This window comes from Desulfosporosinus burensis (genome assembly GCF_054657535.1).
On the sequence record NZ_BAAHYN010000010.1, the window covers coordinates 202,210 to 227,818 of the forward strand.

General features: G+C 42.5%; 25 protein-coding genes. 10 read left to right on the forward strand and 15 right to left on the reverse strand.

Annotated elements, in window-relative coordinates:
• Positions 1-6: 6 nt before the first annotated feature.
• From ACYQ3Q_RS18515 to ACYQ3Q_RS18525, 3 genes are all read left to right on the forward strand, one after another.
• Positions 7-1,569: a benzoate-CoA ligase family protein gene (locus ACYQ3Q_RS18515; protein WP_459929997.1), complete on the forward strand. Its 1,563-nt coding sequence runs from the start codon at positions 7-9 to the stop codon at positions 1,567-1,569.
• 515 nt (positions 1,570-2,084) lie between these two features.
• Entirely contained in the window at positions 2,085-3,692 is a 1,608-nt protein-coding gene (locus ACYQ3Q_RS18520) for an MFS transporter (protein WP_459929998.1), read from the forward strand.
• Between the two features lie 469 nt (positions 3,693-4,161).
• Positions 4,162-5,283 carry a TRAP transporter substrate-binding protein gene (locus ACYQ3Q_RS18525; protein WP_459929999.1) on the forward strand — a complete coding sequence of 374 codons (1,122 nt, stop codon included), beginning with the start codon at positions 4,162-4,164 and terminating at the stop codon, positions 5,281-5,283.
• A gap of 548 nt (positions 5,284-5,831) precedes the next feature.
• Here the strand turns inward: ACYQ3Q_RS18525 and ACYQ3Q_RS18530 are convergent.
• The 10 genes from ACYQ3Q_RS18530 to ACYQ3Q_RS18575 form a co-directional block, all read right to left on the reverse strand.
• Positions 5,832-6,152, reverse strand: coding sequence for an AzlD domain-containing protein (locus ACYQ3Q_RS18530; protein WP_459930000.1), 321 nt, complete (start codon positions 6,150-6,152; stop codon positions 5,832-5,834).
• Between the two features lie 31 nt (positions 6,153-6,183).
• Positions 6,184-6,954, reverse strand: a complete 771-nt coding sequence (locus tag ACYQ3Q_RS18535; protein WP_459930001.1) for an AzlC family ABC transporter permease — start codon at positions 6,952-6,954, stop codon at positions 6,184-6,186.
• 82 nt (positions 6,955-7,036) lie between these two features.
• Positions 7,037-8,323 carry a 3-phosphoshikimate 1-carboxyvinyltransferase gene (gene aroA / locus ACYQ3Q_RS18540; protein WP_459930002.1) on the reverse strand — a complete coding sequence of 429 codons (1,287 nt, stop codon included), beginning with the start codon at positions 8,321-8,323 and terminating at the stop codon, positions 7,037-7,039.
• Between the two features lie 177 nt (positions 8,324-8,500).
• Positions 8,501-9,421 (reverse strand): prephenate dehydrogenase, encoded by a 921-nt coding sequence (locus tag ACYQ3Q_RS18545; protein ID WP_459930003.1) that lies wholly within the window; start codon positions 9,419-9,421, stop codon positions 8,501-8,503.
• Positions 9,411-10,448 (reverse strand): 3-deoxy-7-phosphoheptulonate synthase, encoded by a 1,038-nt coding sequence (gene aroF / locus ACYQ3Q_RS18550; protein WP_459930004.1) that lies wholly within the window; start codon positions 10,446-10,448, stop codon positions 9,411-9,413. Before aroF (ACYQ3Q_RS18550) ends, ACYQ3Q_RS18545 begins: the two co-directional genes overlap by 11 nt.
• Before the next feature lie 492 nt (positions 10,449-10,940).
• Positions 10,941-11,759 (reverse strand): 3-deoxy-7-phosphoheptulonate synthase, encoded by an 819-nt coding sequence (gene aroF / locus ACYQ3Q_RS18555; RefSeq protein ID WP_459930005.1) that lies wholly within the window; start codon positions 11,757-11,759, stop codon positions 10,941-10,943.
• Between the two features lie 59 nt (positions 11,760-11,818).
• Positions 11,819-12,184: a chorismate mutase gene (gene aroH / locus ACYQ3Q_RS18560; RefSeq protein WP_459930006.1), complete on the reverse strand. Its 366-nt coding sequence runs from the start codon at positions 12,182-12,184 to the stop codon at positions 11,819-11,821.
• 11 nt (positions 12,185-12,195) lie between these two features.
• A complete protein-coding gene (locus ACYQ3Q_RS18565; RefSeq protein WP_459930007.1) occupies positions 12,196-12,612 on the reverse strand; it encodes a HutP family protein in 417 nt (138 codons plus the stop codon).
• Positions 12,613-12,853: 241 nt separating this feature from the next.
• Complete coding sequence (locus tag ACYQ3Q_RS18570; protein WP_459930008.1) at positions 12,854-13,333, reverse strand: hypothetical protein; 480 nt, start codon at positions 13,331-13,333, stop codon at positions 12,854-12,856.
• 41 nt (positions 13,334-13,374) lie between these two features.
• Entirely contained in the window at positions 13,375-14,634 is a 1,260-nt protein-coding gene (locus ACYQ3Q_RS18575) for a BaiN/RdsA family NAD(P)/FAD-dependent oxidoreductase (protein ID WP_459930009.1), read from the reverse strand.
• Positions 14,635-15,472: 838 nt separating this feature from the next.
• On the opposite strand from ACYQ3Q_RS18575, the gene ACYQ3Q_RS18580 reads away from it, so the two are divergent.
• The 4 genes from ACYQ3Q_RS18580 to ACYQ3Q_RS18595 are packed head-to-tail and all read left to right on the forward strand — an operon-like array spanning position 15,473 to position 17,917.
• Positions 15,473-15,763, forward strand: a complete 291-nt coding sequence (locus ACYQ3Q_RS18580) for a metal-sensitive transcriptional regulator (protein ID WP_459930010.1) — start codon at positions 15,473-15,475, stop codon at positions 15,761-15,763.
• A gap of 58 nt (positions 15,764-15,821) precedes the next feature.
• On the forward strand, positions 15,822-17,075 hold the full coding sequence (sqr, locus tag ACYQ3Q_RS18585; RefSeq protein WP_459930011.1) for a type III sulfide quinone reductase, selenoprotein subtype: 1,254 nt from the start codon (positions 15,822-15,824) through the stop codon (positions 17,073-17,075).
• 35 nt (positions 17,076-17,110) lie between these two features.
• Positions 17,111-17,425: a TusE/DsrC/DsvC family sulfur relay protein gene (locus tag ACYQ3Q_RS18590; RefSeq protein WP_459930012.1), complete on the forward strand. Its 315-nt coding sequence runs from the start codon at positions 17,111-17,113 to the stop codon at positions 17,423-17,425.
• 18 nt (positions 17,426-17,443) lie between these two features.
• Positions 17,444-17,917 (forward strand): DsrE/DsrF/DrsH-like family protein, encoded by a 474-nt coding sequence (locus ACYQ3Q_RS18595; protein WP_459930013.1) that lies wholly within the window; start codon positions 17,444-17,446, stop codon positions 17,915-17,917.
• A gap of 363 nt (positions 17,918-18,280) precedes the next feature.
• Here ACYQ3Q_RS18595 and ACYQ3Q_RS18600 read toward each other — a convergent pair whose 3' ends face one another.
• The gene (locus ACYQ3Q_RS18600; RefSeq protein WP_459930014.1) at positions 18,281-18,784 is read right to left on the reverse strand and encodes an RrF2 family transcriptional regulator; all 504 of its coding nucleotides are present in this window, start codon (positions 18,782-18,784) and stop codon (positions 18,281-18,283) included.
• Between the two features lie 216 nt (positions 18,785-19,000).
• Here ACYQ3Q_RS18600 and ACYQ3Q_RS18605 point away from each other — a divergent pair, with 216 nt between their 5' ends.
• Positions 19,001-19,375: a pyridoxamine 5'-phosphate oxidase family protein gene (locus ACYQ3Q_RS18605; RefSeq protein ID WP_045574579.1), complete on the forward strand. Its 375-nt coding sequence runs from the start codon at positions 19,001-19,003 to the stop codon at positions 19,373-19,375.
• Between the two features lie 312 nt (positions 19,376-19,687).
• On the forward strand, positions 19,688-19,963 hold the full coding sequence (locus ACYQ3Q_RS18610; RefSeq protein WP_034144814.1) for a carboxymuconolactone decarboxylase family protein: 276 nt from the start codon (positions 19,688-19,690) through the stop codon (positions 19,961-19,963).
• Positions 19,964-19,993: 30 nt separating this feature from the next.
• On the opposite strand, the gene ACYQ3Q_RS18615 is transcribed toward ACYQ3Q_RS18610, so the two are convergent.
• The 4 genes from ACYQ3Q_RS18615 to ACYQ3Q_RS18630 all read right to left on the reverse strand — a co-directional run bounded on the left by ACYQ3Q_RS18615 (position 19,994) and on the right by ACYQ3Q_RS18630 (position 24,957).
• Positions 19,994-21,064 (reverse strand): 4Fe-4S binding protein, encoded by a 1,071-nt coding sequence (locus tag ACYQ3Q_RS18615; RefSeq protein ID WP_459930015.1) that lies wholly within the window; start codon positions 21,062-21,064, stop codon positions 19,994-19,996.
• A gap of 346 nt (positions 21,065-21,410) precedes the next feature.
• Positions 21,411-22,124: a FadR/GntR family transcriptional regulator gene (locus ACYQ3Q_RS18620; RefSeq protein ID WP_459930016.1), complete on the reverse strand. Its 714-nt coding sequence runs from the start codon at positions 22,122-22,124 to the stop codon at positions 21,411-21,413.
• A gap of 152 nt (positions 22,125-22,276) precedes the next feature.
• A complete protein-coding gene (locus ACYQ3Q_RS18625) occupies positions 22,277-23,566 on the reverse strand; it encodes a (Fe-S)-binding protein (RefSeq protein ID WP_459930017.1) in 1,290 nt (429 codons plus the stop codon).
• A gap of 2 nt (positions 23,567-23,568) precedes the next feature.
• Positions 23,569-24,957: an FAD-binding oxidoreductase gene (locus ACYQ3Q_RS18630; RefSeq protein ID WP_459930018.1), complete on the reverse strand. Its 1,389-nt coding sequence runs from the start codon at positions 24,955-24,957 to the stop codon at positions 23,569-23,571.
• A gap of 471 nt (positions 24,958-25,428) precedes the next feature.
• On the opposite strand from ACYQ3Q_RS18630, the gene ACYQ3Q_RS18635 reads away from it, so the two are divergent.
• Complete coding sequence (locus tag ACYQ3Q_RS18635; protein ID WP_459930050.1) at positions 25,429-25,608, forward strand: L-lactate permease; 180 nt, start codon at positions 25,429-25,431, stop codon at positions 25,606-25,608.
• Position 25,609: the final 1 nt, after the last annotated feature.

The window sequence follows — 25,609 nt, forward strand, 5'->3', positions numbered from 1 at the left end:
ATAATTTTGGGAGCTAAAAACGGAATAGAAAAATTTAACGCTGCTAACCTATTTGTTGACCGTCATATTCAAGAAGGGCGTGGAGACAAAGTCGCAATTTATTATTTAGACCAAGAGATTACGTATAGTGAAGTGCATGAGAAAGTCAATCAAACAGGTAACGCTTTAAAAGAAATGGGCATTGGTCTTGAAGACCGAGTTATGTTGTTACTTTTAGATTGCCCTGAGTTTGCCTACAGTTTCTTTGGGGCCATGAAAATTGGCGCAGTTCCGATTCCTACCAACACCTTATTAATACCGGCAGATTATGAGTACCTCTTAAACGATAGCCGTGCAAAACTTCTCGTGGTCAGCTATGAGTTACTGGACAATATTACAGCTATTAGCGAAAATTTACTCTATTTAAGACAGATCATTGTTGTCGGCCAGCCAGCCGAAGGGTGCCTAAGTTTTGACAGTATCATCAAGGATAAATCCCTAGAATTAGAAACTGCCAACACTGGGACTGATGATGCGGCGTTCTGGCTCTACAGTTCGGGAACCACTGGATTCCCTAAAGGTGTAGTTCACCTCCACCATGATATGGCTTTCGCTGCAGAACATTATGCAAAAGGAGTTTTGCAAATCACAGAAAAAGATATAACCTATTCCGTTGCAAAATTGTTTTTTGCCTATGGATTAGGTAATGGCCTTTATTTCTCTTTTTATGTAGGTGCTTCTACGGTCCTTTCCCCAAGTCGCCCCCTTCCAGAACACGTGTATGCAACCATTGATCGATACAAACCAACCTTGTTCTTTGGGGTTCCATCCTCATATGCAGCTATGATCCAACTGGAGACTACGAAAGACTATGATATGTCCAGTATCAGGTATTGTGTCTCGGCCGGAGAACCTCTACCAAAAGTTATCTTTGATCGTTGGTTAGAACTATGGAATTTGGAAATTTTAGATGGAATTGGAACAACGGAAATTCTGCACATCTTTATCAGTAATATTCCCGGAGACGTTAAACCTGGAAGTACCGGAAAAGTTGTCCCAGGTTACGAGGCTAAAATTATTGATCCAGACGGGTATATCGTACCAACCGGTGAGATAGGAACACTCATGATCAAGGGACACAGCATTGCAGCCTATTATTGGAATAAACACGAAAAAACGACTGAAACCTTCATCGGTGAGTGGATTAATACGGGAGACAAGTATTTTCAAGATAACGAAGGCACCTTTTGGTATGTCGGTCGCAGCGACGATATGATTAAGGCTGGTGGAATATGGGTTTCCCCTGTCGAAGTTGAGTATTGCCTGATGGAACATCCTGCTGTTTTTGAATCCGGTGTGATCGGAAGAACCGACGAAGATGGCTTAGTCAAACCAAAAGCGTATATCGTACTAAAGGAAGGCTACGAGGCCAGCCTTGAGTTAGCAGACGAATTATCTATCTTTGTTAAAACTAATATAGCACCTTATAAATTTCCACGTTGGGTTCAGTTTATCCCTTATTTGCCAAGGACAGCTACTGGAAAAATGCAGCGATTCAAATTACGGCAGTTAGAAATTGATTTACAATAAAGGCTCTCGGTTCATACCAAACAAATCGGATTAACAGTAAATTCTCAGGGATAGTCGCTCGATTCATTTTGATATAAGGACCTTTACTGATATCGCTCAGACGAATTTGTCGAGTGACTATCTCTTCTCTGTACCACTCTCACCTGCAATTAGAACTGTCAAACTACTCTGGCCATCTTTATTCTTGCCTAATATTTCTCATAGATAGACTTTCCCTAGCATTTTCTAGGACACCGACTGCAATGCGGAAGACTCTCTGTTACTCCTGAATTCGTTCATCATGTAGACGGAGTCTTTTCAATTCCATTAGATTACTTATGATTTAAGTTTTCAGATAATTCAAAGTATACATTAAAATTAGAAATTTCAAATAAAGTCTGAATTAAAATGGGTATTCTTCTAATTTGGTGTAAAACGTTATTTAAGGGGGTGATTGATAACACACAATAGTTAGTGAAATTTACTGAAAATAACTGCAAGGGTCAAGGCAATCGATTCAATAGATTTTGGGGGAGGTGAGAACAAAACCATTTCAGATCCGAATTGCCCAGAGGTTGGGGTACAATCCGGTAATCAGACCGTTCCTAACCGTCGGAAGGTGGTTTAAAAACTTTATTAAATTAGGGGGAAGAGAAACTATGAAATGGCAACGGTATCATACAATTTGGTTATTGATGTTTTTGGGTTGGACTATTGCATATACGGACCGCAACTTACTCTCTCCTATCGCGGCCTACATGATTACCAACAAGATAGCCTTTTTCGCTGTGGTGGCTAATCCCCACGCACTGGCGGGTTTAATGAGCACTTTGTTCTTCGCAGGTTATATGGCGATGCAGTTCCCCGCCGGCTTAATCGGTGATAGAATTGGTCGCAAACCTATCCTGGTACTCAGCTTAGTTTGGGCAGCGGTTGGAACACTCTTAACCGGAATGTTGGCTTTCTCCTTATTTGGCTTGCTTGCGGCGCGAGTTCTCACCGGCTTAGGTGAGGGGACTTATTACTCCAATGACCGGGCTTTGATCTCAGAAGTCACCCCCCCAGAAAAGATGGGCATGGGCATGGGCGTATCCTTCGTCGGACTAGGCATTGGTCTGGTCGGCGCTTCAGTTGGTGGCGCATGGTTATTAAACTGGGGAGTGAAACTCTTTGGTCCTGATAAAGGCTGGTACTTCCCATTTTACGCAATGGTTGTTCCAACTTTGATTGTGGCTGTAATGTTTATGATTTTACTCAAACCGGACAGGGGTACTCTTTTCAAACCAGCAAGCGATGGCACCTTTGCTCCCGGTACTCCTTATTATTCAAAGGCTCTATTTGAAACTTCCAAATACATCGCGTTATTTTTTGTGCTCATTATGGCTGTGGCTTATGGCGGAATCGAACTTGGTATGAGCGCAGTTGGCGTATCGATTTGTATCCTGATTATTGCCTTGGGAATTATGTTAGTCATTATGACCCGTCTGAATAAGCAGGTAGGAGCTGTCTTTTTTAACAAAAACCTTCAGCTAGTCTATTGGGGAGCCCTCCCGACCCTCTGGAGCCTCTGGTTTTACAGCTTCTGGGGCACTAAGGTTATTTCGGATGCTGCTTCAGCGGGCATTAATAAATCCGCTGTCACCGCAGCTATCTTCGGGCTGGCGGCATTAGTAGGTCTTCCATTGATGGGAAAAGTTGCCGACATCTTCAATCGTCATGGTTATGGCCGAAAGCCTGCCCTGATCTTAGCCATGGGTCTCCATGCATTGTGCATTTTTGGCTTGGGCTTTTACCTCTATGCAGGTGGCACGTCGATATTCATGCTCGGCACTCTGGTGTTCGGCGCGGGTGTTTTCCTGTTCGGTACCTGGTCGGTATCCTTTTCCCTTGTCACTGCTTTTGCCCCTCCGGCCTTAATGGCTAGCGCTTTCGGGGTTTGGAACCTTATTGCTGAAATCGGTGCCATCTTATCGCCGGTTGTTTCCGGCGTCATGCGAGACGCAACTGGTAGTTGGGTATCCCCTGTTATGCTGGATGGTGCCTTAATGGTGCTGGGCATAATTTGCGTTGCCTTAGTTTCGGAGCGTGTAGGTATTGCAAAGAATGCCTCCAATCAACAAGCCGCCGCAACCAAAACGGAGTGAGGTTTAGCCTCACTAATGGGACCACTTGTTCTTCAACCTAAAAAGCGCGTGCTAATTGCACGCGCTTTTATCACTTGATCCATGCCCTGTTCTTTCTTTTGGCTTCAGTGAATCTTAAACTATGCAAAAATTGGCGCTCACAATTTGGTACGACGCAACTCTGTCTGAAGTATTATTTCTAACCTTTTTTGTCATGTTACTTTAATTTATTGAATCCACTTCCGTTAACACCTAAAATAGAGCCGTTCAAGTTTTAGTATTGATTTATTTCAGAATATTCTATATATTTAGAATACGCTGCTTTGTCTTTTTAACATTAGCTTTTCTTAATCAAAAAAAAGGGGGGGGAATCAACCAACAATAAAACAGAATATGGAGATTTGTATGAGAGGAAGGTCATTAACTATACGGGAGAGTTTTCAAAAAGGCAACCTAACACGTAAAACTAGAACAAAGGGAGATGTATTGTATGATTTCGGAAAAAAGAACTACCTTTTCTTGCTTAAGATTAGCCATTTTCTTATTTGCAATAAGCTTAGTGTTAGTCGTTGCGGGATGTGGTGCAAGTACTTCAAGTTCTTCGAGTACTGCAAGTTCTAATAGTCCTGTTAGTCCCCCTGCCGAAGCACCTAAGCCGATAGAATTAAAGCTAGCCCACTTTTGGCCTGCTACTCACACGGCTGAAAAGGACATTGCTCAAGGTTGGATAAAAGCAGTGGAAAAGGCGACGAATGGTAAGGTCAAAATAACCAGTTATCCTGCTGAAACCCTTTTGAAATCCGCAGAAACCTATGAGGGTGTTGTAAAGGGCGTTGGTGATATCGGAATATCTGCCTATGCCTATACTAGAGGACGTTTTCCAGTCGTTGAAACTTTCTTGTTACCAGGTATTAGTAATAACAATTCCAAAACAGCAAGTCTTGCGCTTATGGAAGGTATCAAAACTCTGAATCCCAAAGAGTTGCAGGATACTCATCATCTCTTTAGTTGGGCCACTGGTCCAGGTAATTTGATGTCAAAGACACCGTTACGGGAATTGAAAGATATTAAAGGCCTTGAGATTGGGGCAACTGCAGGCCCCAGAGGGGATGCGATTAAGTTATTAGGAGCCACACCAATCACTATGCCGATGCCTGAATGGTATGAAGCACTGCAAAAAGGCATGATGAAAGGCGGGGTTGCCCCGCTGGAAACCATGCAGGGCTTTAGATTAGGTGAAGTTACTGGCAATTATATTACCATGACGCCGTTCCTTTACAATCAGGCCTTCTTCTGTACGATGAATCTGGCAAAGTGGAATTCTATCCCCGCTGAAGTTCAGAAACAAATTACTGACGCTACCGAAAAGTTTTACGTTGAAAATGTCCCCAGTATCTTTGATAAAATTAATGAAGGTGCCTTAAAATGGACCCAAGACAAAAAGAAGGTCGAAATAATAAACCTCTCTGAAGCTGAAACAGCAAAATGGATAGAGCTAATTAAACCGCTTCAAACTGATTATGTCACCTTTTTAAACAGTAAAGGCTTAGATGGAGAAAAGATCTTAAGTACTGTTAAAGACTTAGCTGATAAACATAATAAGTTAAAGTGATGTACTAGAACGAGAGGACCAAGTGTCTAAGGAGTTTTAAATTGTAAACCTAGCGGGCATTTCATAGCAGAAGGCATCAACATTTATGCTGTTGATGCCTTCTGCTATCTTTAGAAATCTATTATTCCATACCGGTGTAACTTATCGTAAAACGATTTTCCGGAAATTCCCAAGGCCCTCAATGCATTGGTACGGTTATTGTTGTGAGCGTAAAAATAACTAGATTAAGTACTTGTAAAAATAAAAAGTTGGTAAAATACCCGCCTGAAATTCAGTTACAACCCCCTGACAGAAAAATATGGGTTTAAGAGCATGAGCCCCTATACTATTTATCCCCCCACTTGATCCATTGTATCTTTTATAGACATAATTACATAAGCATTAAATCAAAGCAGCAATAAAGCCATTAAATACCGCGAAAATCACGACTCCATGTGCCTGCCATAAATTTTCGCAGAATTAGCTTCGAACTCCCTAAAAAAACAAAAAAAGGTTAGGAAACCCGCTTAAAGCTAAGTATCCTAACCTTTTTGGTTATATATTTAAAACTAAACTAGTAATTTATCCAATCCCCAAAACACAGTCATCCCAAAGACGATCCCTAAAAAAACATTTGGAACAAATCTAGAAAAGAGAAAGGTCAAAATACCCGCCCATAAAAAAGGATTTTGTCCTAGGACGATTGTTCCTGCCGGTGTTACCAACTCTGGAACAACTAAGGCTGCTAGTAAGGCAATGGGAACAAGTTCGATAAAATCCCGGGCAAAGCCCTGAACATTCTTCCCTTTGAACAACAGAAACGGCAACACCCTCGAACCATATGTGACTATAGTCATTAAAAAAATGGTTTCTAATAGCTGGACTGACATGACTACCTTCCCTTCTCTGCTAGGGCTTCACTCAGTGGATGGTCTTTTGGACGTCAAACTCGATCCGATGCACTTTCCTCCCACGCCACCATGCCCCGATACCTGCGGCAAGGACCACACTTATAATTAAATATAGTTTCCCTGGAACAAGTAGTTTGAAAACAACGGCTAGTAGGGCCGCTAAAAGATACGTCATATAGTTCTTTTTAGACAATGATGACGTCGTTAGTATTATGAACAAAGCCAAGAGAGCAAATTGAAAACCTGAGAACTGAATTGGCAGCCATTTACCAATCAGACCACCTAAAATTGTAAAGATGACCCACGTTGCGAAAGCGCCTATATTGATCCCCAACATGACTCGACGACGGCTTTCTTCTCCGTCGACATCCTTCAAAATGTTTGTATTGAGCACAAACGTTTCATCTGTAAGCCCTTGGGCCAAGCCCATAGACCAAGGAAGTGTTCTTTCTGGGAAAAAGGGGACAACCGATAAGCTCATCAATAGATGTCGAATATTGACGATCAGGGTGGTAACCCCAATCATCATCGGGGTAGCTCCCTGATGGATCATTTCAATCGCAATAAATTGCGAGGCACCTGCGTAAACAAAGAAAGACATCAGCCCGGCTTCCCAAACGGTTAAGCTGAACTGAGTCGCTAAAATTCCAAACGTTATAGCTACGGGTGCATACCCAATTACAATGGTCAAGGACTTACGCAAACCGTAGATAAAGCCCCTTTTAACATTTTGGTTTAGGTTGTTTTCGTCTTCACTAGTAATTATGACTTTACGTTCCATCGTCGCTCAGCTCCAGTCACTCTTGCTCTATGGCAAAAACAATTATGCGCTTCAGGACTTGAAGCTCTTCTATTAGTAGAGGTCACTCAGTTAACTGCTTGACCACGGTCAAAAAGTCAGGATAAGATACCTCAGCAGCCTCCATGTTTTCTATGCTGATCCCATCTTTGGAGAGCAGTCCAGCGATAGACCAAGCCATAGCCAAGCGATGATCCCCAAGACTATTCGCGTAGCCACCGCGTAAGGAAGGCCGACCATAAATCCGTAACCCATCGGGCAGTTCCTCGACCTTGGCCCCTAGGGCATTTAGTCCCTCAGCCACAGCGCGAATCCGATCACTTTCCTTGATGCGCAGTTCGGCAGCGTCACGAATCACCGTTTCCCCTTCTGCTAAACTTGCGGCTACTGCTAAAATTGGAATCTCATCAATCAGTCGTGGAATCATGGACCCTCCGATTTCTATCCCTTTTAGGCGTGCAGGACGAACCCGCAAACTTGCTCTGGGCTCACCGCAAACGTCCGAAACATCGCTCAATTCAATATCCGCACCCATCGCTTGCAGCACGTCCAATATCCCTGTACGTGTCGGGTTCACTCCAACATCCGACAAGATTATCTCTCCGCTCCCAACCAAACTTCCTAAGACTAGAAAGAAAGCAGCCGACGAAATATCCCCTGGAACAATAATTCTTTGACCAGTTAAGCGTCCTCCACCATGAACTGAGACCTCTGTACCGAGACTTTGAACCTCTACGCCAAATCCCCTTAGCATTCGCTCAGTGTGGTCCCTGGAAAGAGCAGGTTCCATTACTCTGGTCTCACCGCTGGCGCTTAACCCCGCTAGGATAATGGCTGATTTTACTTGAGCCGAAGCGACCGGTGTTTGAAATGTTTGCCCTTGTAACCGACCACCCTGCAGAGTTAACGGCGCAAAATTGCCCCCTTGTCGACCCATTATCTGGGCTCCCATCTGCTTAAGCGGGTCCGTGACACGGCGCATAGGTCTAGATCTAAGTGATGCATCACCAGTCAGGGTGACTGCAAAGGGACTGCCCGCTAACACGCCCAACATTAATCTCATGGTGGTTCCAGAATTACCAGCATCTAGAATATCCGAAGGCTCTTGCCAAGCTTCCATTCCCTCGCCGCGAATCCAAACTTCGCTCCCTTGTCTTTCCCAGGATACTCCAAGCTGAGTTAAACAACGAAGCGTACTTAAACAGTCCTGGCCTAATAAGAAATTCGAAACATGGGTTTCTCCATGAGCCATACCTCCGAAAAGGGCTGCTCGATGAGAAATTGACTTATCACCCGGAACCCGGATTTCTCCTTTTGCGCCGGAAGCTGGTTTGATATACACGCCTCGCATAGGTGCTACCCCCTTAGTTAGGTTATACATACGTTATACACTTATTTCAGTCAAACTTCAATTCAACTACCAGAAATCAATCAGTAATTTATCAATTTTCAAGACCCACTTCTATTAATGGAGTATCTTCGTAAACTTATGGTTCTGGCAAAGTCACGATTCCTACCTAACCTGGAATTAGTTCATGTCATCTCGAATCGCATGTGCCTTGCGAAATGCCTCAGCAATCGACTCCCCATCTCCCTGCTCTAGACATTCGCGCAGTTCTCTCATTCTTTGCTCCCAATGGGTAAGCCCGTCGAGAATGGCATCAGCATTTCTCACCATAATTTCCTTCCACATTTCAGGTGAACTGTCTGCAATACGCGTAATGTCTCGGAAGCTGCGCCCAGCTAACGCCAAAGTCGATTCCCCTTCTTTTGATACATCCTGTGCCGCCAATGTCAGGGCTACCGCTAACAAATGGGGGATATGGCTGACCATTGCCACTTCCACATCATGATCATTCGCTTCTCGAAAGACAACTTTGGCTCCGAACCCTTGAACAAGTTCGACGAGTCTCCCAACCGCCACTGGAGAGGAATCTGATGTAGGAGTAAGGACATAGGGATAACCCCGGAAAAGGTCTGGATCCGCGACTCCAAATCCTGACTGTTCTGAACCCGTCATTGGGTGACCGCCGATAAAATTAAAATTATAAGGACCGCCAAAGCCATTATGACGGGATTTTCGGCAGATATCCGTCTTTAAACTCCCAACATCTGTGACGATTGCCCCCTTGGGTATTCTGCCCATCAATTGTTCTAACCCATTCTCCAGTTCTTCTATGGGAAGAGCTAAGACCACCAAATCAACATCGATAAACTGAGGCATAGCCGTCCAGCCAGCCAGAATCCAGCCCCGACGCACAGCTTTATCAAGACTAGCCTTTTCCGGGTCTACTGCAAAAACCTCCCAGCCGGCACGCTGCAAGGCACCCGCCCAAGACCCTCCAATCAAGCCCAAACCAAGGATGCAGGCCTTCGGAATCCGAAGGCCTGACCATCCAGGTGTTAAAAATTCTTCATTCTCAGAATTTATTAATCCATCAGTCAACACGTTTACTCACTTCTCCTAACTCACGATCTAGGGCAGAGGTAAGCCTTGACAGATCATTCATCATAGTTTTAAACCTTTCAGGCGTTAAGGACTGTTTTCCGTCGGAAACGGCTTTTTCCGGATGAGGATGGACTTCGACAATCAAGCCATCGGCACCGGCAGCAAGTGCTGCTTTGGCCATGGGATGAACCAAATGCCACTTCCCAGTTCCATGACTTGGGTCAACTATGACTGGAAGGTGAGAAAGGGCATGCAAGGCAGGGACCATACTTAGATCAAGCGTATTTCGAGTATAACTCTCAAAGGTACGAATCCCACGCTCGCAGAACATTACTTGGTAGTTTCCTCCATCCATGATATATTCTGCAGCCATCATCCATTCCTCTAGCGTGGCAGAAGGTCCTCTTTTTAAGAGGACAGGCTTCCCGCACTTGGCTACTTCTTTGAGGAGAATAAAGTTTTGCATGTTCCGAGCCCCAATTTGGAGAATATCAGAATAATGAGCCACTAAAGAAACATCACGCGCATCGATCACTTCTGTGACTACTAAAAGCCCCGTTTTATCACGCGCTTCGGCTAAATAGCGTAATCCTTCTTCCTCTAAGCCTTGAAAGGAATAAGGAGACGTGCGCGGTTTAAAGGCCCCGCCTCGTAAGAAGGTGGCACCACTCTCGCGTATGGCAAAAGCCGTTTCCACGATTTGTGCCCTACTTTCCACTGCACAAGGGCCTGCCATAACATGGACCGTCTTGCCTCCGATTTCTTGTCCACCCACTCGGATAATTGTATCAGCAGGCTGAAACTCTCGACTGACTAACTTATACGGTGCTAAAATCGGCACTACTTTTTCTACCCAAGGAAGCGCTTCTAAATCAAGGGATTCAATTTTCTGCCGGTCCCCTATTGCTCCCATGATCGTTTTTTCGACCCCTTGGGAAAGATGAATTTTTAAGCCCTCATCAGTTAACCGTGTGGATACCTCTTCAATCTGTTCTACTGTCGCACCATTTCTTAAGACAATAATCATTTTTTTACCCCTTTCAACCATCCTACCTCTAAATCTATCTAGGGAGACCACGAGAAAACTATCCTCTCTTATTCTGGTCTGTTCCTACAGTAATTATTAATCAGGACGCGTGAGAACCAAAAAGGCACCCCGAATAGAGGGTGCCTTGATTTCCAATCGCTCCCATCCTACTATTCTACCTATTTTTTGCCAAGTCCTTCGCTAATGAAGCACCCGCAACAACCACAGCCAACCATCCTACGTAAGCTTTGCCAAGCAAAACTTGCTAATCTAATCACGAAGTAAAAATTAAATTAGAGCTATCTTACCACAGAAGGGGCTATCTCTACAACCCCTACCAAAGTATTCATATTGTTCTGTAAACTTAGAGGTATCATGGTGTAGGTTACTAATTTTGCGATTAGTAATTTTTCGCAGAAAGACCCGATTTCAGTATTACTGCAACCGGGTCTTTTATATGTGCCTAGGTCAACGAGCAAGAAGCCATAACGATCAAATCAATTCTCGACCCACAGCTTTAGCCACAGGACCAACACTTTCCATAAGTTCAGCGAAATGTTCAAAGTTCAACGATTGATCTCCATCACTTAAGGCATTTTCTGGTTGAGGATGGACTTCAATCATTAAACCATCTGCGCCAGCAGCAATTCCTGCTAAAGCGACAGGTTTGACCAATGACCATCTTCCAGTACCATGACTTGGGTCTAAAAAAACAGGCAGATGAGTCAGTTCTTTTAAAGCTGGAATTGCTGTAATGTCTACGGTGTTCCGGGTATATGTCTCAAAGGTCCGAATCCCACGTTCACACAATACAACCTGATCGTTTCCTTCTGACATAATATACTCCGCGGCAAAAATCCATTCTTCTATAGTTGCTGCCAGACCCCGTTTTAACAAAACAGGATGTTTAGTTTTTCCTATCTCAGTTAAAAGCGTATAATTTTGCATATTCCGAGATCCTATTTGAAACATATCTGCCACTTCGCCAACTCGTTCAATGTCGCGAGCATCCATAACTTCCGTAACCACTGGAAGTCCTGTCAGCTCCCTAATCTGGGCTAACATTTCCAAGCCGCCTTCTCTTTTTCCTCGAAAGGAATAGGGGGAGGTTCTTGGTTTATATGCCCCACCGCGAAGCATTGTGGCTCCGAGACGTTGAACTTCCAGAGCTGTACTCAATAACTGTTCATAGCTTTCAATTGCACACGGACCAGCTACGACCACCAATTGCGGGCCACCGATGATAACATCTCCCACTCGAACAGTCGTGGTTCCTTGCTGTTTGTTTTGCCGTCGAGTGATTAGATTCACCCCGCACTCCTTCTTCCTCTGCGCTTAGTCGATTCGTTCACGAGATCACGTCTAGGTACTTAATCAGCATCTATGAGATCTTTCCTTAATATTACAGCATTGCGTAAAAAGATGTGCCGAATTTCCCTTTGGCAACGATTTGAATTGGCATGCAAAAGCACACGTATACAGTGTGGAAGTGCACCAGGCACTGGAATTTCCGTCGAGCAAAGAAGAGGTACCAACTGCCATCCTATGGCACGAGCACTTGATGCAGGAAAATCTGCATTTAAATCTGGGGTTACCGTAAAAATCGCACTCACTAAATCTTCAGTGCTTAAGGCATTTTCTTTAAGAATGATTTGTAAAAGTTCCTGGGTTGCTTCACGGATTTCCTGAGGATCATTGCGATCTACCGTTGTCGCACCTCGTATTCCTCGCACCATGCCCACCCCCCCTATTCTTTAGGAGCGACGCGATGTCCTAATCCTACTGCTACTTCATCTAGATGCAAGAGCCCTATTCCGAAGAATACCGCTACGCTCAAATGATCGTTCTGACGCGCGATTCCTATCTTTCCGCCAATATTTAAACCCAAAGCTTTATTCATGATTTGACTTAAGGCCTCGCGAGTAGCGCCGGCTACAGCCCCTTCATCTCCATGTGTTTCTTTAATAGCTCCTTCGCGTTTTGCCGCTACAATTGCCCGTTCTACAATCTTGCGAACCGAACTAATATACTCTCCTCCATAATCAACTGCAGCAGTTTTCACTCCAAGCCGTTGATAAGACTCTTTTAAATGGGCCTCTTCTTCTCTGCTCTCTGTCATCGCCATTCTTAATGCTGCGAGCGCAATCTTTTTACTTTGTGCCATGTACGCATTCTTCCTTTCCCACGAATTGATCCCACTCTTATTCGTGAACAAGACGTGCGGAATGGTAGAAAAAGACACTAAGTAGTGTCTTTGATTTCTTAATTTAACCATCCCACCATTCTTCTATACTAAAGAGAATAATTCCCATCCTACCATTCTACCCTCCTTTTCTCAATAGTTTATGAGAAAATATTATTTATGATTATAGTAATTATATTACTCTAAAGAGAGCTTTGCAAGATTAGTGACTTACAGTTACATTCTGAATACTTCCCTGCACCACGAAAATCTGGTTTTGACGTGGCTCAAGTAATTGAGGATCTTTCTTAAGGACTTGAACCTGAATGCGCTGAGCTATACCCACTCCATCCAGTTGGATTTGACCGGATTGAACCGTAATTTGCTGCTCCCCTTTAGCTAAAGTAGCAATAACTTTACCGTTTTGTAGCACACGAACCGGGGCAGCGGGTATCGCTTTCAGTGTCATATTCCATACGTTGACGGATTCTACTAGGTTTGGCTTGGCAAGGGATGGAAGATCCAAAGGAGGAGCTTCAACCCGTTCCGCCATTGCCATATAAAATTGTACCGGATCTCTAATTGCACTTAGCTGCATTAAGACAAGTATTACTGATGCCAAGACCATGACTCGAATGATCCGGCGTTCTCCCCGCTGGACAATATTCCAGAGCCACTCTAACAGGCTTCCTCTACGACGCACTTGCACCACCTCAAATAGAGTTTATGCAAGAGATGTCTAAATCAGACCACGGATAAAGCAACCTCTCGAGCTGCACATCCCGCCCGATAGCCCATTGCAAAGGCCGCCTGAAGGTTATAACCTCCCGTAATACCATCGACATCCACTACTTCACCGGCCCAATAAAGCCCATCAAGACATTTTGAAGCCATTGTTTTGGGGTTAATCTCTTTAACATCGACTCCACCGGCTGTAACAATCGCGGTCTCTATAGAAAGGGTTTCTGTAATCGTCATAGGCAACTCTTGTAACAGTCTGACCAAACGTTTTCGTTGTTCGCGGCTGATTTGATGAACTACTCCTTCAGGGTTAATTCCACTCAAACGGATCATAACCGGAATCAGACTTTGAGGTAATAGGTCATCCAGAGCATTCTTAAACTGCTTATTGCTGTACTTTTGAAAATCACGTTGAACACGGGCATCTAATTGTTCTTGGGAAAGGGCTGGTTTAAAATTAACCCGTAACTCGACCTGCTCCCCGTTACGCAAGGCATCCCCTGCGCGACGGCTCATGGTCAAGATAATGGGACCGGATACCCCAAAATGTGTAAACAGCATTTCGCCAAACTCAGTTATCTGCTTCTTTCCACCGATCCACAAGGACCCCTCAACGTTCTTTAGGGATAATCCCTGAAGCTCCTTCACCCAATCTTCCGCTGTTTTAAGTGGCACCAAAGCGGGCCTGGGGGTTATTACTTTGTGCCCCAGTTTACGGGCAAATCGAAATCCATCCCCACTTGACCCGGTCGCCGGATAGGATGAGCCTCCCGTACAAACGATCACCACAGGCGCCAAGAACTTTTTCTGACCATGTCCTCGAACCCCCGCAACATGACCGTTCTCAACTAGAATTTCCTCCACCGTGATTCCAGATCGGACCTCTACTCCTGTTTCTGTTAAAAACGCCGCTAAGGCATCTACAATCTTTTCAGCGTCATCTGAAATCGGGAAAACACGTCCTCCACGTTCCACTTTCGTCTCGACCCCGTACCGAGCGAAAAAGTCCCGTAAGGCCACATTATCGAAACCTCTTAAAATACCGTGCAAGAACCGTCCATTTCCAGGGTAGTGGCTGATAAAATCTGACACGTTTTCTTCGTTCGTTATATTACAACGTCCTTTACCAGTGATCGCAATCTTCCGGCCCAGACGTTCTTTCTTTTCAACTAAAAGAACCTTCGCGCCTCCTATAGCCGCTTGTCCAGCAGCCATCATACCTGCAGCTCCACCACCAACCACAATAACTTGATACTCGTTCATAGTTTATTCCTTTCTTTAGTGGCTCTTTTCAAGCCAGAGGCAATACCTTAACATTTCTTCTTTAACTAAATAATATGTACACTATTGCTTTGGAAATTAAATTTTATAATTCTACCCCTCTATTCAGGTTAAAATACTTCCTCCCAATGAAACATATGCGAACGGGCATGAAGTCAAGCATGCAAGTCACGAACCGTCCCCAACTTGCACTTTGTTCGCACCATGCAAGTGCTGAGCCTAAGATAAATAGGCAAACAAGATAACCCGAAGGAAAGTTCATTGAACATTGGTACTCGGCGGAACTTGCTCGCAAGGTGTCATTTGTTGTCGTTCCGAGTAAGTTCCTGTAGGTTCCCGGACCCTACTCGGGACGACAAGCTCCGCCGAATAGCAATGGGCTGCTTTAAAATAGGTAGCTTTCTTTAGATTTTCACACATAAACACAATATCGTCAATAAGCTGTTCTGTATGGATAAGTCCCTCTAGAAAAGTTTTTTCATAAAGATATCACCATCCTTCATCCTATATACCAATAAATGGTGTTCAAAATAATTATGGCGATATTTTGTGAGAGTCAAGTCCTCTCAAACCCACCATAAGTTAGATTTTTAAACCGTTACCATAAAACCTTGAGATCTCTGAAAGCAGAGAATATCAAGGTTTTTTAAATTAATAAGAGAAACAAGAGCAAGCTTGATGGCTCTATTATAGCGTGTCTGTAATGATATTTTTGTGGATTTTCCATTGACACAAACACATAGGAATAGTACAATAACTTTAAGCCTCCCCCCCGGGGGGCGGGAATAGTTTTACTAGTTAAAATATGAACTAAGTGTAAATGAAGAAATTAGGAGTTGTTAATATGGTTGACACCGAGAAAGAAACCATAATTAACCGTTTTAGAATTATTCGGGGTCACATCAGCGGTATAGAAAAGATGATTGAAGGAGGAAAAGAATGCGCTGATATTTTGGTACAAATGGCGGCTGTAACCGCCTCAATGACAAAGGTTAAGCTAATGATTAGTAAACATATGGTTGAGCAATTTATAGAAAAGGCATTAGTTGAAGAAAAAGATATAAAAAAGGAAATAACTAAAATACTTGAAAATATTTTAAAGATCAGTTAATAAAAATTTAAGCCTTCATGAGAAATTATACATCAAGAAGGCGGAATGGGAGTTAAATATGAAGAAAATATTAATTTTGGGGGCAGGTACCGCTGGAACTATGATGGCCAATCATCTTGTCAAGAAAGTTAACAAAAATGAATGGTCAATAACGATTGTCGATCAACATGAAAAACATTACTATCAACCAGGGTTTCTGTTCATTCCTTTTGGGATCTATTCGGAAAAAGACGTAATAAAAGAAAAAACTAATCTTCTTCCAAAGGAGGTTAAATATATTCAAGCTCCTATAGAGTTGATTGAAGCAGAAAAAAAACAAGTCATATTAGGCGACGAGAAAATTATCCCTTATGACATATTAATTATTGCAACAGGATGTGAAATTGTCCCCGAAGAAGTAGAAGGCGTAGACCAGGGATGGAGAAAAGATATTTTCGACTTCTATACTATTGAGGGTGCAGTTGCCCTAAGGGATAAATTGAAAGATTGGGAGGGAGGAAAATTAGTTGTTCACATAAGTGAAATGCCAATTAAATGTCCCGTTGCTCCACTTGAATTTGTTTTTCTTGCAGACTGGTTCTTTTCAGAAAAGAAAAAAAATCGTAGAAAGGTAGAACTAAGTTATGTTACTCCACTAGACAGTGCCTTTACGAAGCAGAAGTGTGCAGATGTCTTAGGTGACTATTTTCCACAAAAAAATATAGATTTAATTAAGAATTTCAATGTGAGTCATGTAGATGCGGAAAGCAGAAAGCTTGTATCGTTGGATGACAGAGAAGTAACTTACGATCTCCTTGTAACGATTCCGGTAAATATGGGAAGCAAGCTGATAGAACGCTCTGATTTAGGTGACGACTTAAACTTTGTACCAACTGATAAACACACTCTTCAATCTAAAGCTCACGAGAATATATTTGTCATTGGGGATGCCACCGATATTCCAGCTTCAAAGGCTGGTTCTGTCGCCCATTTTGAAGCAGAAATTCTAACTGATAATATCCTGAGTTATATTAATAATAAGCCTTTAACTGCTAGCTTCGATGGTCACGCAAACTGTTTTATTGAATCAGGATACAATAAAGCACTTTTAATTGATTTTAATTATGAAATTGAGCCTGTTGAAGGAACATTTCCCCTGCCTGGGATTGGCCCTTTTTCACTCTTAAAAGAAACGAGAATAAACCACTTAGGGAAATTGGCTTTTAGACACATCTACTGGAATATGCTATTGAAAGGCATTCCGATTCCTACTGTTTCGCCAGATATGAAAAAGAGCGGCAAGAAACTTGAAGGATTATCGGTTGATGTTTAATCATAGAAATCACTAATAATTAGGGAGGATTAGCTATGGAAAAAGTAATTGCGGGTAATTCTGTAGACGTTACTGAAGAAGGATACTTGACTAATATAGCTCAATGGAATAAAGAAATAGCTGAAGCAATAGCAAAAGAAATTGGAATTGACGAATTAACCGAAGGTCATTGGAAAGTGATTGAATTCTTACAGAAGGATTTTGCTGCAACAGAAAAAATGCCAACTATTAGAAGAGTTAAAAATGCAGGCGGTATTGCAACCAAAGAACTATATGGACTGTTTCCAGAAGGACCTATATTAAAGGCTGCTAAAATAGCCGGATTAAGCAAGCCTGTTAGTTGTGTTTAAATGGAAGGGGAAATATAAATGTCAAATAACGAAAAGATTAAAAAGGTCTCGATAGTTGTATCAAAGGGATCTCTGGAGGGAATATACCCAGCGTTAATTATGGCTAATGGAGCAAGAATGCAAGGAATCGAAGCCAATCTATTTTTCACATTTTTTGGAATGGATGCAATCACTAAAAAAAAGATGAACAATATTAAAGTCGCCACTGTTGGTAATCCGGCAATGGGTATACCCACTTTAATTGGAGCTATTCCAGGAATGTCGTATTTTGCAACTAGGATGATGAAGAAGCAGATGGAAGAATTAGATATTCCACCGATACCAGAATTTATCGAAATGATTGATGACGCTGGCGGCAAAATATATGCTTGCTTAGCTAGCGTAGACATGTTCAAATTGAAAAAAGAAGATTTTTGCGATCAAGTAGAAAAAATATTGACAGTAGGAGAATTTTATGACATCTCAGCTGGAGGTCAAATAATATTTACCTAAAAAGATAACCGGTTCTCCGTCAATTGTTGAGGCAGCAGATATTCTAATGGAATATCTGCTGCCTCTTTTCATGATATATTGTTAAAAATGAAATGGATAATCGGGCTGTTTATATCAACATAGGCCTAACGAGACCAGAGGGCACCACGGGCGGATGTCCCGTTAAACCTCTGTAAGACCGTTACGACGCATAATAAGACTAATGCGACGTAGCGAATTAAGTTTAATACCTACAAAAAAGCCACACCAATTTATAGTGCTGTTCTCCGTAATTTGAATGTTCGTCTCGACAATTCAAAGACACGCATATTAAACAATCGTTTTGGAGAAATCTGATGTGGCAATTTTATGCTTCTTCCAATTTTATCGCGATTTAGTATTATTGAACCATTCAATCGTTGCTTTTCCATGCTCTTCAGGAATCTTGTTACTAACTTGTTCATGAAGCCATCCTAAAGTCTTATTGTTCAAATACTGTCTCATCTGGTCTTCTGCTTCTACCATTACAACTTTTATCAAGCAAGGACATTTTGTATATGTATCAGGTAAATTATTTTTATCTAACAATATCTCATTTTGTCTAATCTCTGCACATTGAAATAATGGAGTCGTCCCTTCTACTGCTTCAACTATATTCCAAAAGGTTATGCTTTCTGGAATACGTGCTAACTCATATCCCCCATTAACACCTGAAATTGACTTCACAATCCCGGCTTTCCTTAATTTTGTATATACTTTTGATAAATAAGTTTCTGAAACTCCCTGAAATGTCGCTAAATCTTTAATTCCAACAGCCTTTCCTGATGGAATATCTACCATATATAATAAACAATGTAATGCATACTCTACTCCTATGGAAAATTGCAATACAATCCACCTCCTAAATAATAAAGTCCCCACATAATACTTAATTATTTTTTGTCGATATTACATGATTCAATAGTAGATAATAATTATCTTTAATATATATTGACTTTTTCATAAAGTCAATATATATTAAAGATAGACAATGCGTATCGACGATATCTTGTATCTTATTAAGATTTGTATTGTTAAATAAATTATTTAGGAGGAAATATACAAATGCTTACAGAAAAGTTTTTTGATGTACTAAAAAAGGAAGGTGTAGTTTCAATAGTGTCATGGGGGATAGATGAACCGCATGTGGTTAACACTTGGAACTCATATTTAGAGGTAACATCTGATGAAAGAATTTTAATTCCTGCATATGCAATGCGTAGAACAGAAAAAAATGTTAATCAAAATAATAAAGTAAAGATCGCTTTGGGTAGTAAAGAAGTTTTGGGTTATAAAGATTACCAGGGAACAGGCTTCGTGATTGAAGGTACTGCAAAATACCTTGAGTCAGGTTCAGAATTCGATATGATGAAAGAAAAGTTCTCTTTTTTAACTAGAGTGTTAGAGATAACAGTTACATCAGCAAAGCAAATGCTTTAAATGTTGTTGTTTTCTGGTGTTGTATTTTCTTAAATAATTTTTAACCTAACTGACAAAAAAAACCTTTGCGATATATTACTATATTTCAAAGGTTTTTTTAAACACATATTTAAGAAAATCAAACTAAGACCTCAATCAATGTGCGAACACGATAGTCTCCGGTGAAGACTATCGCCGAAGGCGCTGACCACAACTAACACTTATCGCCGTAGGATGTTAAGACACTTCCTCCCCTTTGCCCTCAGAACTCTTCTGTGCTAAGATTATCGCAAGTCCCAAGAACAGCTAAAGCAAAATTAGGAGGAATGTTTCATGAGTCTCGACCAACGGACCCTTGCTCTAGTACAAATATCTGCAGCAGTAGCCTGTAATGCCCTTGCAACCCTTCGTGTTACGGTCACAGCGGCCCTAAACTTAGGTTTAACCCCCCAAGAAATCGAAGAAGTTATCAATTTGGCTAAAGAGATTCAACAACAGCCCATTTCTCATGTAACTCATTTAGCCAATCAGCTTTTGCGCGAACCTAAGAAACAAGCACACGAGCCTAGTGCCCAGTGCGGGTGCGGCTGCGGAAGTCACCATTCCTAAGCTCCTCCACTCTGGCATGCTCCTATAAAGCTAGTTCGAAAAAAAACCGCGGCCATCAGGATCACTGGTTGCGCAGACTAAACATAATTCAGCCTTATCAAAAATCCGTTTGCCACATCGAATGCAATACCCCGGCTGACCCTCGTGGATCAGTATTTTACCCGTAAGTAAACGATGTGACAATGATTTAAGCTTAAATGATAATGCTTTTGGAGGGCAAGTTTCCACGCATCGCTGGCAATGAACACACTTTTGGGGTTCCAGAATAAGACGCAATTTCTGGATCTTATCCTCTGTGTTAAGCTCCTCTGTACTCGGATCAGGATTCATCTCTTCTCGCTTTTGTAACGCGCCTTGTGGGCAAATTGCTGCACAGACACCGCAACTTGTACAACTATCGGAAACGGTTAAAGCTCTGAAGGGGATTTTCTCCTCTGAAGCAGCCCCTAAAGCCTCAATCAGCCACTGACGCGATTTGGGTATTGGATATATATCATCGCCGGCCAGGCTTGGTAGCCATTCTTCCATCTTTTCCTTGCTCATTTGCCTCCAGCCTGATTTTGTTTTCGGTTTCAAATGGAGAGGGGCAACAACTGCAGGCTCTGGTTCAATAGCACTCCCTTCATCCGCGTGAACTTGAATGTGGACAAGGGGATGCTCTGGCCAGTCCAGATGAACCTGTTTAAAAACCTGAACACTCGTTGCGCAAGCAAGACGATCATCGCAATCTGAACATACACCAGTCATAATCGTGACAGACTTTTCCTTAGCCAAAATCATAAGTGTCATCCAGCTATCTCGATCAAATATTCCCAAGCAAGGGATTTCAAACCCGAGGGGCCTTGCTTTAGGGCAATTTAAAACAATTTTTTCAGTCTCTATTAGAAAATCATGAAGATTGTCCATGGTCCGATCTGCAAAACCGTCACTCGGGCACACGGCCATACACACTCCGCATTCCGTACATTGTTTAGCATCCAGCTGTCGATATTCTGAGATAGCTTGATGCGGACAACGTTCTATACACAATTGACAAGGCCGGGCAAACGGCTTTTTCGTATTAAGACAGTTCCCATTGTAGTATACCATTTGACATGTCATAATCTTATCCTCACTATCATTTCCTCCTACATGACTATTCGCTTTTAATCCCAAATTTCCTCTAACTACAACTTTTCAATCAGCTTTCGATAAGAACTTGTTCAGCTAAAGCTGACATCGAGACTTCTGTGACGAATGCCTCTTGGGATGCCCTTTATGGCGTATTCGATACTAAACAACCCCGGTATGTCGTCGCCATAGTTGGACCTATACTTACTCAAATTTGATACTTTCTACCCGGGAAATAGCCCATTGGCATTCATCGGTGACGCCACATAGCGGCATGAGAGTGAAAGTCTAAATAGACTAAAAAAGAGGCGGAAAGCACAATAGTGTTTCGCCATTTTTAGTCTATATTTAAATACTTTGCCAAGTGTTTCTCGACGCCGACCAAATGATCCAACATAGACTTTTTGGCTTTTTCTACATCATGATTTTTTATTGCCTCATAAATATTACAATGTTCGTCATATAATTTCTTCGGGGTATCACAGTGTTCGTAGAGTCGACTGCGACTGGACTTCAGCGTCTTTTGCATTGTATCTGAGAGCGTATTCATGAGCCGAATTAGAATTTTATTATGCGTAGCCCTAGCAATTGAATAATGGAATTGATGATCAGCATCTTCCCCTAATCGATGATTTTCAAGGTCCATCCGCATAATTTCTAGTGCTTCAAACAAATCTTTGATCTCATCTTCACCTGCTCGCTCTGCCGCTAGGCCCGCAGCCTGGACCTCTAAAATCTTTCGAGCTTCATAAAGTTCTAAATCCGAATCAGTTTCAATGAATAGCATCCAAGCGAGCGGGGTAACGACAGATTCAATGTTAACCTGTCTAATGTACGTTCCTTCTCCTGAACGTACTTCGATTAAACCCATCATCTCAAGAGCACTAATAGCCTCTCGAATAGAGGCTCGACTTACTTGAAACCGCTCAACTAATTCTCGTTCTGAGGGTAAACGGTCACCGGGCTTTAACTGTCCTTCAGCAACCAGATGTCCCACTTGGTCAACAATCTGCTCGTAGATTTTCCGGGTTTTAATGGGTTTCAAATTCACCCTTTTTCACTCCTCGTCATTGGTATCAATAATTGTACCAGTAAATAGTGTAACACAAGTCTGAACTTAAAAGAACATGGAAACACTTATTTGTTGAGTGCTTCCATGTTCAATAGTCCTTTATTCGAGCGATATCAACCTTTAATAAGGAATTACCTTTTTTTTCCTGACCGATAAGATTCTGCGAGAATTTGGATTGTGTGCACTACTTCTTCCTCAATTCCAGCATTTTCAACCCCACTTTTCAGTTGCAAGCGGCAAGCAGGACAGCCCGTTGCTACAGTGTCTGTATGAGTTAGGGCAATATCAGCTGTTTTACGATCTGATATCTGCACGGAAAGATCAGGGTGTACTATACTGAAAGATCCGGCCATACCACAACACCGACCTGGCTCTTTCATTTCAATCACTTCTACTCCGGGAATACTCTTCAGGATTTCGCGTGGCTCACTGCTGATCCCCTGCCCACGGTTTAAGTGGCAAGGATCATGATAGGTGACTTTGCGTTCCACACGACCTAAGCCTTCCTTTTTAAAGGGTACTTTATGAATTAGGAACTCGGAAATATCGTAAGACTTTCCAGCCCATTTATCTGCCAAGGCTTTAAATTCCTGATCATTCTCCAATAGTTCAGTAAAGACATGCTTCCAAGCGGTCCCTCCCGAAGAACAGGCCACGACTAAGGCATCGGCACCTAATTTTTCGAACGCCCTCAGATTACGTCTTGCTAAGGCACGGGCTGAGTGAACGTCTCCATTGACCGAGGCTGGAATACCGCAACATCCCTGGTTCTTGGGAATGACGACTTCGATATCATTTTCAGTAAGCACCTCGACGACTGCTCTACCGATGTCTGTGTAGAAATAATTGATCATACACCCCGTAAAAAAGGCCACTCTCATTTTTGGGTTTTTGACTGGTATTACTTCAGGAAATTCAGAACGCAACGTTTTGTTGGCCAACATCGGAAACACTTTTTCAGTTCCTATGCCGACGTCAAAACGCATCCGCGCGATCCGATCACTTTTATGGGGTAAGTGCTTTAGGGCTACACCCTGGAATACACTACCTGCCTTCATGCCAAAATCAAACAATTTTTGCATCTTTAAGGCGGTAAAGGCAATCTTTTTAACTGAATGCAATCCTTTTTTGCGAACAGCTTCTGCCCTTGCAGCAAGGATGATTTTATCAAATCGAACCCCACAAGGACAGTTGGTATTACAGGCCATGCAGGTAGTGCAAAGGGAAAAGCGATCCGCTAGTCCCTTTGTCATGTCAAGTTCCCCAGAAATGAGGTACTCCACTAGACTGATTTTTCCCCTGGCAACGCCCACTTCTTGACGAGTTTCTTTATAAATCGGGCATACGGCCATGCAGTTTCCGCATTTCATACACTTATGGAGTTCATCGGTAATCGAATCCAGCGAATTATATACGGACACGATTAGTCCCTCCTTACAATCTTCCCAGGGTTCAACACATAGTTGGGATCCAGGGCTTCTTTTATACGTCGCAATGCTGCAACACCGGCTTCTCCAAATTCTAAATCTAGATATTTCATTTTAGCAATCCCAATTCCATGTTCCCCTGAAAGAGTTCCTCCCAGAGAAATTGCCACTTGGAAAATCTCGTCCACAGCAAGGTGAACTCGTTTCATTTCGTCTGTATCCCGTTCATCCGTAAGAATCGTAGGGTGCAAGTTACCATCTCCGGCATGCCCGAATGTGGCAATTTGAAGACGATGCTTTTCGGCAATTTTACGAATTGCTTTGAGCATATCGGGAATTTTGCTTCTTGGAACCGTCGCATCTTCTAAGACTGTCGTCGGTCTTTTCTGAGCAAGAGCGGGCAGGGCACTTCGGCGAGCCAACCACAATAGATCCCGTTCTTTATCGTTTTTGGCGATTTTCACCTCAGTAGCTCCCTCAGCCTGTAAAATTTGCTCGACCAAAACTGCTTCCCGCTCAACTACTTCTTTGTACCCATCTACTTCAACCAACAGAACAGCTTCTGCATCCAATGGCAGTCCGGCATGCACAAAATGTTCAACTGTTTGAATGGTCGCATTATCCATAATTTCGAGGGTTGCTGGAATAATCTTGTTGCGTATAATAGAAGCAATGGCCTTTCCAGCCTTATCAACATCATCAAAAATGGCTAGAATGCTTTTGCGAGCCTCCGGGGCTGGTATAAGTTTCACGATGATTTCCGTGATAATCCCCAAAGTTCCTTCAGCACCAGTAAAGAGGGCAACTAAATCATACCCTGTGACGTTTTTAACCGTTTTCCCACCCCAACGAATGACTTCTCCATTGGCTAAGACCAACTGTAAACCCATAATATAATGTTTGGTAACTCCGTATTTCAGTCCGCGCAATCCGCCTGAGCATTCGGATACCGAACCACCCATGGTCGCTGTCGTCACAGTTCCAGGATCCGGGGGATACAACAAACCTAGCTTAACTACTTCATCATTGAGAGCTTGGATGATCACTCCCGGTTGAACAGTTGCTGTTAAATTATCTTGATCTACCTCGAGGATTTTATTGAGATTAAGCATTGAGAGTACGATGCCACCCTTAGTGGGAATGGTTCCCCCGCTAAGGTTAGTACCTGAACCACGTGGATAGATTGGGATTTGATGGCGTACGGCAATTTTTACAACCTCTGACACCTGTTCGGTGGAAAGGGGCGAAACTACAACATCCGGCTTATGATGTTTCATGGCAGCGGTTGCGTCATAAGCATAGGTCAGTAAGTCTTCCTGCTCTGTGAGGACATTCTCTGCACCGAGCACTTGAATTAGTTCTTGTATGACTTCACGAGCTAACATCCATTTACCCCCTTAATAATGAAGCTATTAATTATCTGTTTATGTCTGACTGTCAGACCACCTATCCCTATATTAATTCAATTTAGTAGAAATTTCAATAAGAAAATGAAATCTCTCATATAGCCTCTCGGATTTTCATTGAGGGAATGAACAACTATCAAATTTAACTGTCCCGCATTGCAGTCGGCACGACAATGACACAAATCAATACATTATGATACTTTTTATCACTCGCGAATTACCAGTTATTAAATGTCATGGATAGCAAAATTCCTCCCACTAAGAGGGAGGAGTACTATAAGGTTGGGAGAGTTTACTTTATAAATAATAGAGGAAGAGTTAAATTCCTTCCATCCCCACATCCCTAATCCGATCGTCATTATTCCTTAGACAACCGATTATATTAAAATGACGAGTACACCCAACCCTTATCGATACAGAATTCACGTTGTTTGATTCCTTTAATTGAAAGTGCAGCAGGATTTCGGTACTCCTGCTGCACTTTCTGTTCCTTTGATGGTTGGACTTGAATTCCGGCTATGGCTGCCGTCCGTAGCCAGTATGTTGATTCAGAGTACCTCTGTTTCCTTCGGAGCGGTTGGAACACCGATGCTCGTCGGAGTTGCACAGGTCTCAAAAATCCTGAATTAGA

Bases quoted from the DNA above. Each gene is read 5' to 3' on its own strand.
- ACYQ3Q_RS18525 (WP_459929999.1), top strand. From the start codon at position 4,162: ATGATTTCGGAAAAAAGAACTACCTTTTCTTGCTTAAGATTAGCCATT.
- ACYQ3Q_RS18530 (WP_459930000.1), bottom strand. From the start codon at position 6,152: ATGTCAGTCCAGCTATTAGAAACCATTTTTTTAATGACTATAGTCACA.
- ACYQ3Q_RS18535 (WP_459930001.1), bottom strand. From the start codon at position 6,954: ATGGAACGTAAAGTCATAATTACTAGTGAAGACGAAAACAACCTAAAC.
- aroA (WP_459930002.1), bottom strand. From the start codon at position 8,323: ATGCGAGGCGTGTATATCAAACCAGCTTCCGGCGCAAAAGGAGAAATC.
- aroF (WP_459930004.1), bottom strand. From the start codon at position 10,448: ATGATTATTGTCTTAAGAAATGGTGCGACAGTAGAACAGATTGAAGAG.
- aroH (WP_459930006.1), bottom strand. From the start codon at position 12,184: ATGGTGCGAGGAATACGAGGTGCGACAACGGTAGATCGCAATGATCCT.
- ACYQ3Q_RS18565 (WP_459930007.1), bottom strand. From the start codon at position 12,612: ATGGCACAAAGTAAAAAGATTGCGCTCGCAGCATTAAGAATGGCGATG.
- ACYQ3Q_RS18575 (WP_459930009.1), bottom strand. From the start codon at position 14,634: ATGAACGAGTATCAAGTTATTGTGGTTGGTGGTGGAGCTGCAGGTATG.
- ACYQ3Q_RS18580 (WP_459930010.1), top strand. From the start codon at position 15,473: ATGAAGAAATTAGGAGTTGTTAATATGGTTGACACCGAGAAAGAAACC.
- sqr (WP_459930011.1), top strand. From the start codon at position 15,822: ATGAAGAAAATATTAATTTTGGGGGCAGGTACCGCTGGAACTATGATG.
- ACYQ3Q_RS18590 (WP_459930012.1), top strand. From the start codon at position 17,111: ATGGAAAAAGTAATTGCGGGTAATTCTGTAGACGTTACTGAAGAAGGA.
- ACYQ3Q_RS18595 (WP_459930013.1), top strand. From the start codon at position 17,444: ATGTCAAATAACGAAAAGATTAAAAAGGTCTCGATAGTTGTATCAAAG.
- ACYQ3Q_RS18605 (WP_045574579.1), top strand. From the start codon at position 19,001: ATGCTTACAGAAAAGTTTTTTGATGTACTAAAAAAGGAAGGTGTAGTT.
- ACYQ3Q_RS18610 (WP_034144814.1), top strand. From the start codon at position 19,688: ATGAGTCTCGACCAACGGACCCTTGCTCTAGTACAAATATCTGCAGCA.
- ACYQ3Q_RS18615 (WP_459930015.1), bottom strand. From the start codon at position 21,064: ATGACATGTCAAATGGTATACTACAATGGGAACTGTCTTAATACGAAA.
- ACYQ3Q_RS18630 (WP_459930018.1), bottom strand. From the start codon at position 24,957: ATGTTAGCTCGTGAAGTCATACAAGAACTAATTCAAGTGCTCGGTGCA.